Source organism: Bradyrhizobium arachidis (assembly GCF_024758505.1).
In the GTDB taxonomy this organism is placed as follows: Bacteria; Pseudomonadota; Alphaproteobacteria; order Rhizobiales; family Xanthobacteraceae; genus Bradyrhizobium; species Bradyrhizobium manausense_C.
The window spans coordinates 1488995-1500663 of the sequence record NZ_CP077970.1 but is presented as its reverse complement, the minus strand read 5'-3'; the positions used below and the strand labels follow the sequence as shown (position 1 = coordinate 1500663).

The following is an 11669-nucleotide window of genomic DNA, read 5'->3' as shown; positions in this document are numbered from 1 at the left end:
TCATGACCATCTTGAAAGCTGCATCATAGCTCTCTTGCAATCTCGGATATATTGCCCAGCTCCGCAACGTTTTGTCTAGCCCATAGGGTCCGAGCCAAGGCAAGCGGCACCTGGTCCCGAAATTTGCCGGCTGCAATGTTTTCGACGAAGTCGGAAACCTGGATCGCCCTGGAGCGATCAACTGAACTGAGCCCCCTCAAGTTCGGCAAAGCCTCGGCCTCCGTCGTCTTGGCAAGGGTCAGCCCAAGATCATGGACTTGACCTGGAAGCCCAGCCATGGCTGCGGCAGCCCCAAACACCGCCGTCGCCTGCGAACCCCGCCAGAGAAAAAGATGTAGATCCCGCTCTTCTTCGATAACCCTTCGCTTGTCGAGCTCGAACTCGCGGAACGTTTCCCGCCCTTCGGCCAAAAGCTCTTTCGCCTTGTCGTCAAGATACGGCGGCTCATCGGTGGACAGATAGACGTTCCGCATCTCGGCGGCCAGACGGTCATGCAGACGCTCGCCGTCGGCGCGTTCGAATCGGGGCACGACCCCACCCGGATGGGGGGCCACGAAGAGCGTATTCGTCCTTTCGTCTATGTCGTTAACGATCCACCTGCGGCCTGCAAATACGACGAGACCATCCTTATGGACCGGGAACGATATCGGCAAAGTCCCGAGTGTCTTGCCCTCAATTGTCAACCGCCACTCTTCCGCGGACTCGAAGACGGCGAAGAAGCTTCGCGATTGAACCGTGTGCTCTCCCTTCTCGGCAAGCATGATGAGCCCATCGTTCGACTGCTCAATAAAGCGGATCGCGTCCGACGCCAGATGGCGAAGGAGGTCAGCGAATTCGTTCACGGATATCGCGGCGAAAGGGCCAGGGCCGCACAGCAAGTCATATAACGGCCGTGCTCTTATCCCGCCCCGTTCGGCTATCACAGACAGGAGCTGGTGAATCAGGGTCGAGGCCACCTCTGGAATCTGGCCGGCCGGCTCGACAAACCTGTCCAACAACAACTGGATGACCGCCACCGATCGGATCGTGTTCGGTCTTAACCGGTCGATCAGACCGGATTTTTGGTCGATGTTCGGCTCGCGCACGTAGATGCGAAGAACGGATGGCACGCCCCTCCTTCGTCCGGTTCTGCCGAGCCGCTGCTTCAGAGAAGACAACGAGCGAGGGGCACCGATCTGGGCCACGGACTTTACCGACCCGATGTCAACGCCCAGCTCCAGAGTTGAGGTACAAATCGCTGTCGTCGGCAGCTTTCCATCCTTGAGGCGGTCCTCCAGCTCTTCCCGCAGCGTCTTGGAAAGGCTGCCGTGATGCGGGAAGAACTCGTTTGGCACATCTGCCTTGTCAGACCGCCGCCTGAGCCGGTCAGCGGCCGACTCGACTGCGCGACGTGAGCCACCGAAAACGAGGTTGTTGGCACCGCGCAGAGTCTTGAACAGATGGTCAGCGATATCGTCCAGCGCAATCCTGGATGACACCTGCTCGGCGTCGGCCCCACCCTCGGCATGATCGGGATCATCAAGCTCTGGCGGCTCCACATAGCCACGTATTTGAAGCTTGAGCTCCGGGGATTCGGTCTTTGCTTCCAATATCTGGACCGTCTCGGGCGCAGTCGGACGGAGCCATGTCGCCGCCTGCAAAAGATCACCAATGGTCGCGGACAACCCGACGCGTCGCGCAGGCTGGGCTGACACCGCATCGATACGCCGCAGCAGACTTGCTAGATGAAGCCCTCTGGGCCCCTGAAGAAACGAGTGAACCTCATCGATGACCATGAAATCAGCCGACGAGAGCAGACATTTCGCATCACCCGGGCGCCTGGTGAGCATCGCCTCGATCGATTCCGGAGTGATGAGCGCAATTCCCTGTGGCTTCGATAGCGCCCTCTTCTTGTCTCCTTGCGGAGCGTCACCGTGCCACTTAACGACGGGGATCTCCATACTCGCGCAGAGTTCGTCGAGACGCTTGAACTGATCGTTGATCAAGGCCTTCAGCGGACTAATATACAGGACAGAAAATCCCAGCGCCCTTCTATCAGCGACCTGGGTTAGGATCGGTAGAAATGCAGCCTCTGTCTTTCCGGCGGCGGTCGCGGCAGCAATCAGAACATCGCGATCGCTATCTAGAACAGCGAGAATCGTGCGCGCCTGAATTTCGCGAAGCTCATCCCATCCCTGTTCGTGGATCCATCGACGGATAGTCGGATGAAGCCGGTGATAAGCACCTTCAAGGGTTGAGTCGGAGGCTGGTGAGTTCATCGCCGTCTCCACTCTCTTCGGCTGCCTCCACATCGTCCGGGGCGTCCGGAACAATTGGGATGCGGTCGAGAAGCTCTTGCCACCTGGCACCAGGGTTCTGTTCGAGGACGGCGAGCATTTGCACGAATGCTTTCACAGTCGAGCGCGGGGTTTGGAAGTACGACTCTCCGATCTTGCGGTTGCAATACTCCATGAACGCAGTCAACGCGTCGTCGGGCACCAGGAACTTCGAGGGATCTCCGCTTGCGAAGACCATCCGGATGTTGCTGAGCAAGATCAGAAGGTCTTCCGGAGTCAGCCTTTGCAGACGGATTACCGGCCCCGAGAAATCAACAAGTCCACCACTCGCAAAACTGTTTTCGGCCAGCCTGGATTGCAACGCCTCGTAGCTGAATACGCCTCGGCGTGTGTCCAGCAGGAAGTCCGGCGTACCGCACATGACGAAACCAATTCCTGAAGTCGTGCCCTGAAGTGAATCGTTCACGATGTCAAGAAGCTGCTCATAGTTCTGCTTTCGGGATTGAGCGTTCTGGAGCTTGTAGATATGGGCCATTTCATCAAACATGACCAACAAGCCAGCATAGCCTGCAAGTCGCACGAGGCAGCCTAGACACTTGAGAGATTCATAGACGTTCTCGTCGTCGATGATGCTTCTGACGCCAAGGTCCCGTCTTGCATCTGACTTGGTCGAATACTCGGCGCGGAGCCAACGGATGGCAGCTTCCTTTACAGCATTATTGGACTCCCCAATAGGCTTTCAGCACTGTGGCGAAGTCGTAACCTCCCGCGAATTGAGTGACGGCCTCCAACTTCCGATCGATGACATTTTCGACGGCCGCCCCCTTTTCCTCAGCCTCCTTCACCGCATCCATGACGAGACGTTCGGTTATGCTTTGGAGCGCACCTCCTTCCGGCTTGTTGCGGGTCGCCAGGTTGTTGACGGCCTCCGCATAGAGCGCGCGTGCCTGACCACTACTGGCATGAATACGCCGATTGGGAGACAGATCGGCATGCATTGTCACGCAACGCTTCTCGAGGGCTATCAGACGCACAACCCCCGCGAAGAACGTTTTTCCGGCACCATAGTCACCGATTACGAATCTCACGGCGGCCCCGCCATCTGCGATCCTGTCGATATCGCGCACTAGCGCACCGATTTCTCCTACGCGACCGACCTGGATATGTGGCAAGCCAAGACGAGGGACGACGCCTGCGGATAGAGCTTGAATTATCGTGTCCCGTTCTCGGGGCTTAATCGACTTCTTGGTCATGCAGCCTTATCTTTCATTTCCGAGATGCGCCCGCGCAGATGGGGGCTAGCACCACCTCTTCGCCGTCTTCAATCAATGCGTCATCAAAACACTCAAAGGACCAATCGTTGATACGCTCGATAGCTCCGTCAGGGAGCAATCGCATGTCCCTTGCGTGGCGGTCGAACTCAGATCGGGTCATTGACCCACATTGTTCGAGCAGGTGTATAAGCTCACTGTGCGGTCCGTCCAATCCCTGCAGCGCGATCTTATCTTCGCGCTCGGGCGTCGGCGCCGTTTCTTCGCTGAAAATATCTGACAACAGTGCAGATACAGCCTCGGTCTCCCGGAGTGTCCGAGCAAGCTTGGCGGCGTCAATATTTATGCCCTCGCCAGATCCAAGCTCAAACGGCGAGTTGGCCGGCTCCTTCGGGATGCGGATTCCTGCACTCCGCGCTTCTTCGCTGATAGATACTGGCTCATCTGTCCTTTCTGCAGCTGCCTGATGAAGGTTCTGATAGACAGCCTCACGTGGAAGGCCGAGAGTTCTGTGCAGCCGTTCCAGGAATTTAACCTCACCGACGTCGATACTCCCGTCGCCCCCTACTACGGCAACAGCTGCGTCCGCGATGGCCTGCCGTTCTGCCTCCCCTACTTCCGCGAGCTTACGGAATACGCGAGCCTGTTTGGGTGGACTGTTAAAGGTTATGACGGCGAAGGCAATCAGGCGAGCTTGCTCGACACCGGACAGGTCAGGCGTGGCACGGATTCTGTTGATGGTCCGCTGGAGCTCTTCATAGCAAGCGTCTCCATCGGAGCCAGCTGCAAGAACCGCCACTTCGACCTGGGTTCTGGCGGCTCGAAAGGTTGCCCGAGCAGGATCGACGGGTCCACCATTCGCAGCCCTGAAAACAAACACCTGCTCGTCAGCACGAGGAATGCTGCTGCCATATCTCAGGTCCGGCTCGATTGCCACGTCGATCGCATCGAGCGCACGTCCCAGCCCTTCGGCAGAAGCGGCGGGGATCTTTCCATTGGCCTGAACCTCAAAGCCTGCCATTTCGAAAATGTGCTGAGCAGTGGCGCTCCCACGACCCTGGGTTCCCAATACGGTCCCGACCTGTCGGCGGAAGTCCGCGATCGCCTGCGAACCTGATTGCTGCCAGATATCGGCGGGCAATAGTCCCTTTGCCACGATGGAGTTGCGCAGATTTGGCTTACGGCCCACGAAGCGGCTGAAGGGATCCAGTTCGGTCGTGCAATCCTCAACAAGGTTTCGCAAGGTATCGAGCTGTTTGGTCAGACCTAATACGTCAGGATATTGTTCGTGCCGCCCGTGAATTGCGACGTTGAATGCACCGCTGGCAGCGCGATATTGGAGGGATATCCTTTGCTGCGTCTTTACTGGGAGGCCGTTCGGATATCGCTCAGCGAAGCGCTTGGTCCACAGCGCAACGAATTCGTCGAAGCAGCGCACGGCCGGTGTTCTCAGATGAGTATCCGGCATGGCCAAGACCCAGCGCAGAGCGTCATCTGCCGACGACAATATCGGCGAACGAGCCAGTTTAGCGCCTAGATAGAGCCGCGTCGGAAGGTCCATTTCGGAGCCAACGGCGCGCTCTGGTGAAGGAGGCGGCAAATCAATACGGGCAGAAAGTTGAGCATTGGCGAGTTCGAGGAAATTATTGGCGTAGTGGTGGAACGACCCATTCGCGCCGTAGATTGCCAATAGCCTTTTTACCTCGTCGACCAACGATGCAGCGTCATCACCCTGCTCAACGAACATGCGATGCTCAAGGCCATAGAAAAAGATGAAAACGAGGCCAATTCCATAAGCCGGGTCGCACCTGCCTCCGAGCATCCAATCGAGGAACGCCCGACGGGCCGCGGGAGACATATCCGCATAGGAAGGCCAATATGGCATCGAGTTCCCGTCGATATCCGCACGTAGAGCTTGAGCAGATAAATTGGGATTGATCGCGTATTACGCGGTCACACCGCCGGGCACAGCGACGCCATCTCCAAGGTAGAAAAGGCCTCCCCCAATCTCGACGTTTCCGAGCTTCACCCGCTCGTCTGCGCGGATCCATCGGGCCAATGCACTGTTCTGGCGAGAAGGATTTGTTTTGGCCGACAATGGGGAGATATTGATCTCGAATTCAGGCCCGCGTGCGGGCACCTCGGCTGGCCCTCTTCGCGGTCCTACTCTGAAGATCGCGCGAATAATGAGATAGATGCCGCCGCAGACGATTGCGATCGTTCCGAGGACGAGCGCGTTCTCAACGACGAAATGGTAGATGGCGACCACAGCAGCGATCACCGCCCCCAGAACGAGCATCAGGGCTTCGCCGCCTTGTGTAGATTTTCCCCGCCGCCAACCCATGCCAACCATCAACCAGGCGCTTCAACGCCCGTCCAGCTCCCGGATTGACCTTCGCATGACCTGCAAACGGCGGCAAACAGTCTTACGACTACCACAATATAATACCACAATCGATTGGCGGCGCCTTCCGCGCCAGACCACGTTCTATCAGCATCCAATATGAAACCACCCCGCCAGAGATCGCACCGAGCGCTCGTGCGACTTGGCCGGCGATCAGTTCACGGCGTTGCCTTACTATCACAGAGGCTAGCACCGGATGACTTCGTCGCGAAGATGCGCTCCATCCAAATTCAGCAGCTGGGAGCTGGCCTCCCGGTAAACTTTCCCTGGCCTGCGCAATTTCCTTGATCGCGCTGCGCGCCTCGTCATCGTGGCCCTCTGTAGGAGGACGAGAATCGCCTGCCCTGCTGCCAACAGATGGTAGACAGCACCAAGATGTCGCTCGGTGCCGGAGGCGCGCAGATGATGCACGACGACGCGCAGCAGGCTGTCGCTGCGCCGGTGGAGAACCTGTGCCCCATAAGAACCAGCCCCCTTCCCCCACCACACTTTAATCGGCCTTGTGGCCTCCCACGTTGGATCGATCGATTCAAATCGGAGCTGCCCAAGCACCATTGGAGCCTCCATCGTTAGCACCGACGTACGGACGCCACTTAGAATCCGGTCGCGGGTGCTCATTCGTGACCACCACTGGTTGGACCACTGTTACGTCATGGAATGGTTGGACGCCTCGAGGCAAGGGGGCGTCGAGAAACATGCTAAGCTGACTCGCAGAACGGGACGGCGCACGATGTCGAGCTGTATCGTGCGGCAAGACCTTGGCCAAGCCTTCCCCCAAATGACCAGGCTGTCCGCCCGAAACCTAGAATATAAGCGCACCTTCGTGGAGGGGTGGCCGAATGGCGGATTTGTGCAACAGGTTGTTGCATTCTTGCCAACCGCCCGAATGTCCGCCTTCCTTGATGCAGTCGAGGCGCCCGGCGAGCGCGCTTGTTAGGCCCGCCAGACGATCGAGTACGGATGGAGCCGCAACGTCCTCTAAGGCTGCGCGGCGTTCACGATCACGCGGAACGTCGCTTCCGTGGTCTTCTTGAGGAACAATTCGGTGGTCGCGATGAGACGCAAGATGTCGTCGCTTACTATCTCCGCGTTTGCGCCGGGTTGCACGAGAATGACCTCGAATTCGACCTTCGACTTGCGAGCCTTCTCACGGAAATACGCCATTTCGCGATTGCCCCCCTTTAAGAACCTCGTGCTACCGTTTACGGCCCAAAGCCGCTCGCGCCGCTGGAGGACGCCAATCAGCTTTGCGATACCTTTGTGCTTCGTCGAGATGCACTTCTGCGCCTGGCCACAAACGACGTAAAAATTTTCTATAAGGCCAGACACCCGAGCGCCAATCGCGCCTTTGCAGTGGACAAGTGTTAGCTTGATCGTATTTTCGTCGACGTCCTTGAAACACACGAGGTCGCCCGCCTCACCGGGGCCATCGTCGTTTAGGATTAGACTGTATTCGTCATGAACGCGCTCGAAGGCTCGGTACTGTATGGTTCGAGTGTCGCCGGTCTTTCCCATCGACTCGCTATTGAGGGGAATGCCAGAGAAATCCCACACCTCTAGCTGATCTCTGGGATAGAGACCTGCCTGCAGCTTGGTGGGAATGTGATAGCAGTTGTAGGAATGAGTCCCATCCGCGTAGCGGATGATGACGGGATCTCGCTGGAGATATTGATCTAGCGGCTCCGCAACCTTAGCAACCCTCTGGAACGAGACCCTTGGTCCGGACTTGTGCTGGTAGGCGTAGCCACCCGTGAACGCTGGCGAGATTGCAAGACCATAGACGGACTTGAAGCCATCGGCCTCAAAGCCGACGCACACCGTGCCGTCGTCATCGACCGATTCGATGCCGACATCGACCTCGAAGAGCTGTTTTTCAACCGTATCAAAAAGTACAAGTTGACGCTCGGCCAGGCTGAGCTGCGCTTGCTCACTCCATTCGGCAGAGATAGCGTGAGCCGGGTGCGGCGCGACCAGCTTTTGCGGGCGAAGGAACCCTTTTATGATGTTGGTGACGTCGTCGTCGTCCGAGGTGACCTTGTCCCACGTGGATCTCGTCCACTCGGCCCAATCGGCAATGGAGCCCGATTTGCGCTGTTGCCAGATCTTGCCTTTGCGTTTAGCACCACCCCACAACACACGCTCACCATCTTCGTAGCCTACACAGGCGATGTTGTTTAGTTCGGCCTCTGACTTATCGATGTGGCTCAGTCCCTCGGTAACGTTCGCGCCGAAGTAGGTTGTGAAACTAATAGCGCCGACACGGCGGGAGCCGAGGTTTTTGACCAATGGAAGCTCGACGCCATTGAGGATATTGAATATGGCATCACCGCCGAAGAGCTCCGCTTCTTCTCCGGCAATCGCTTTTGCAATTTGCTCCGTACGCATCCGCGTGTAGTCGCTCGCGTAGAGCGAAAGAACCCTCCGGTCCGTGTCCCATCGGGCAATGACGAGGTCGTAGAGGTTGTTTGTGATATTCTGGTAGTCGCCCCATTTGACCTCTTCGGCATGAGCGACGACAGCGACGAGAAGCTTGTCTTGTTCGTCGAGCGCATACCAAGTCTCGGCGTCGCGGGGGAGCACCTTTGCATACTCAAGTGGCGCCCAGTCTTGGCATTGGGTCTTGTAGAACTGAGCGGAGATAGCAGGCCGAAGATTCCATAGCGAGAGCTGCGCGGCGAGATTGCCGCTCCGTTTCAACCGCTCGATAACCTCCTGAAGCTGTAGCTCGTCGGCGATGCGTTCTTCGCTGAGGCGGCGAATGAGTTGGTCCCAATCAGCGCCCTCAGCATACAGGCCGGCGAGTTTCCGCTCGGCTTGGGGGTCGGCAATATTTGTGATGACCGTCGCGTCCCCGACGTCCGTCGGACCCTTGCGTGTAAAGCGCCCAACAAATTGCAGAGTGATTGCCAGTGATTTGTGGGTGTCGTGCAGCGCGGCGACTTTCAGCTGCGGGAAGTCAAAACCTTCGCCGAGCATGTTCACGCAGATGACAATCCGCGAACCCGTAGCGCGTCGGTTCCTGAGCGCCTCCAGTGCCACGCGGTTTTGACTGTCGGGGCGATCGGAGTAGACCTTCACCGGATAAAGGTCTGACGCGATGTGCTCGTACACCGAGGCGAGAGCGTCAGCTCGTGCTTGAATTTCAGTGCGGGCGAGCAAAATGTGGTCGCGGTTTGATTCCAGATCACTGCGTAGAGCCGCAACAGCGGAGCTGGCAACGGCTAGGTCGCGGGCACCCTGGGCGCCGTACTCTTCGACGGTTCGTAGCCGGATCTTCTTGTAGTAACCCGCGCGCTGCGCGTCGCCGAGCTTATAATTGAAAATGATCTTGCCATCGACGCGCTTCTCGTCCCGCCGAAACGGCGTTGCCGTAAATTGGATAACTCGTTTGGTGTCGAAGCGATCGCGCACGGACCGCCAGGTATTCGCCGTGATGTGGTGGGCCTCATCAACGAAAAGGTGCGAGCAACCTAGCGCGAGAGCGGCGATGGCTTCGGGATGAGAAGCATCGAGCGAGTTCGGAAGCGCGATGAACACGTTCGCTTGCTCGAGGAGCGCCCCAGCTTCGGCCGCGCTGCGAATGCCACCGGAAATGACAACAACGCGTGGGCCGGCCAGTTCGGGGGGAATCGCCAGCGTCCTTGGCAGATAGCCGAGCGACAGAAACTTGTCCTCGATTTGGTCCCGGAGCGGGACTCCAGAGACCAGGACCAGTGTACGCTCAGGACGAAGGTAGACCTGGGCCGCCAACATGGTCTCTGTCTTTCCAGTTCCCGTTGGGAGAACGACCGTCGCGGGCTCGAATTTCTCTCCCACGGCAAAGTGCGCGGCGATGGCATGAAGCGCGCCGATCTGAGGGAGGCGGAGCCCCGGCTCGTCGTTGTCTCCCTCCAGCCGGAAGCTGAACTGATGAGCCCAGGTGTCAAGCAGCTTTCCTGGTGTATTGACGCGGTCGAAGAGGATATCCGCCTGGTCCCAATGCAACGTTAGGGACGCTGGCGGATTGACTCGATCGAATTTTTCGAGGGATGTGACAACCGGCAAGCTACTCGACCGCCGCTTCGCGCCTTTGTGCCGGAGGAGCAACTCGTCGTAGGGCGGATTGAGCTCAGTGCGAATGACGTCATGCATTGTGACTTGCGACGGATAGATTCGGGCGCGCGTGGTTGCCCCTCGGAAGACCACTTGGCGGACCGTGAAGCGCCCGGCTTTTTGGCGCAACTCTGGCAGAGGTGGCAACATGATGGTGCCACGCCAGTCCTCAAACAACCCCATTTTCTACATCCCCCACTACGTGGCCGCGGCTCACCTCCTTTTGGCCCGCCCCTCATTTCTATGTTTGCAGAATCCACTCCTAGATCGCCAAGGCTGCAACCTTCGCGCGTTTCCAGGTTTAGCGACTGGACCCGAACACATTCGGCAATGTCGTGCACCAACACGCATCTTTGGCAACTCAGAGCGTTTCGCTAGACAGAACAGCATCAGAGAGACGCAGCAACTGGCGCATCCGCTCCGCAGTCAGCTTGTCTTCATATGGCAATCCGAGCGTATGCGCAGCGACCCTTGCGCTCAGCTCGATATTTATCTCGTCGAGTTTGTCGGCGGGAATCGGTTCGTTTTCATCCTTGATGCCGCGCCTTTCACAAACACCCTGCACAATTCGTCCAAACTCCCGCTCGCGGGCATTGCAGATGTATTGTTGCGCGATCTTTTCCAGGCGAGCTCGAGCGCTTATCAGCACATCGGCATCATCGACAGTGCCCAGCCAACCGAAGTCAACATTGTGCCGGCCGGCTATGTTGCAGTCCCACTTGCTTGTAACCGGATTGGAAGCGAGCGCTATTGCGGTATCGGTCACCTCGCCTGTTTCGGCGAGAACAATTCGCCAGCTCACGAGATTGTAGAGCGTAAAATGCCCGATCACCCGGCCCGCGCCATCGCTCTTCACGTAGATAAGATTGAAGAGATCGCCGTACTCGACCATCAGTTTACTCGCGCAAGGCACATCGCGCGCATCCATGTGAATGCGAATTCGGTTGAAGTCGCTGGAGCCTTTCAGCACGAAGTTCCGCGCGTCTTCGAAGGCACCCCCCTTTAGCGCATCGGAGCCGACTTCGGTCGCAAGCAACACAAGGCATGACTTGGTGATCGAGCGAAGTGCGTCTTCGCCGCCAAACGCTAGTTGGTGTCCTACGGTTTCCGGGCGGCGTTCAATGATCGCGGCCGAACCGCCCAGTACCTGTTGTTTAAGTTGATCAAGTGGAATGCTCAGCTTTGCGGCTATATGAGGCAGGATGCGATGAAGTTCTTCCTCCGAGCGCACCATAATTTTCACGTCGAAGCGCCCGTCCGGTAGTTCGACCGTTTCAAACGGAGGAACCTCCAGCCGAGGAGTACCATCGCTGCCGATGCTGACTTTTTCCGAACCGGAGACGAGGTTTTTGAGCGGCGCCGGCGGCTTCTTGGTGCCGGATTGAAGCTGGAGGTGGTTGCGAATGACTTCGACTTGCGCTGCGAGCGCCTTATCGATTGTGCCACCAAATGGTTGTTGTGGTCTGAACAGATAGCCCTCTTGGTCGTCATGCGACCGCCCAGAGCGTTCAGGAGGACGTGCTCGGGCGTTGTGTCCTGTGTAAGTTCATTCTGGCAAAATATGCATTTCGGCATTGCGTTTCCGTACTTGGTCGCGGCGTCTAGTGTATTGGGTATTGATGGGTT

The 11669-nt window shown here is 57.7% G+C and carries 6 protein-coding genes and 1 pseudogene; all 7 read right to left on the bottom strand.

The window, feature by feature from the left end; translation table 11 throughout:
• Positions 1 to 23 precede the first annotated feature (23 nt).
• The 7 genes and pseudogenes from KUF59_RS06710 to KUF59_RS44260 all read right to left on the bottom strand — a co-directional run bounded on the left by KUF59_RS06710 (position 24) and on the right by KUF59_RS44260 (position 11618).
• Positions 24 to 2258, bottom strand: a complete 2235-nt coding sequence (locus tag KUF59_RS06710; RefSeq protein ID WP_258768949.1) for a DEAD/DEAH box helicase — start codon at positions 2256 to 2258, stop codon at positions 24 to 26.
• Positions 2227 to 3529, bottom strand: a pseudogene (locus KUF59_RS06705) (ATP-binding protein). The gene KUF59_RS06710 and the pseudogene KUF59_RS06705 overlap by 32 nt, the downstream one beginning before the upstream one ends.
• A 13-nt stretch (positions 3530 to 3542) precedes the next feature.
• Positions 3543 to 5432 (bottom strand): tellurite resistance TerB family protein, encoded by a 1890-nt coding sequence (locus KUF59_RS06700; RefSeq protein ID WP_258768944.1) that lies wholly within the window; start codon positions 5430 to 5432, stop codon positions 3543 to 3545.
• A 60-nt stretch (positions 5433 to 5492) separates the two neighbouring features.
• On the bottom strand, positions 5493 to 5903 hold the full coding sequence (locus KUF59_RS06695) for a hypothetical protein (RefSeq protein WP_258768943.1): 411 nt from the start codon (positions 5901 to 5903) through the stop codon (positions 5493 to 5495).
• A gap of 1026 nt (positions 5904 to 6929) precedes the next feature.
• Positions 6930 to 10226: a DEAD/DEAH box helicase gene (locus KUF59_RS06690; RefSeq protein ID WP_258768942.1), complete on the bottom strand. Its 3297-nt coding sequence runs from the start codon at positions 10224 to 10226 to the stop codon at positions 6930 to 6932.
• 178 nt (positions 10227 to 10404) lie between these two features.
• A complete protein-coding gene (locus KUF59_RS06685) occupies positions 10405 to 11286 on the bottom strand; it encodes a hypothetical protein (RefSeq protein WP_258768941.1) in 882 nt (293 codons plus the stop codon).
• Positions 11283 to 11618: an HNH endonuclease gene (locus KUF59_RS44260; RefSeq protein WP_408918074.1), complete on the bottom strand. Its 336-nt coding sequence runs from the start codon at positions 11616 to 11618 to the stop codon at positions 11283 to 11285. Before KUF59_RS44260 ends, KUF59_RS06685 begins: the two co-directional genes overlap by 4 nt.
• Positions 11619 to 11669 lie beyond the last annotated feature (51 nt).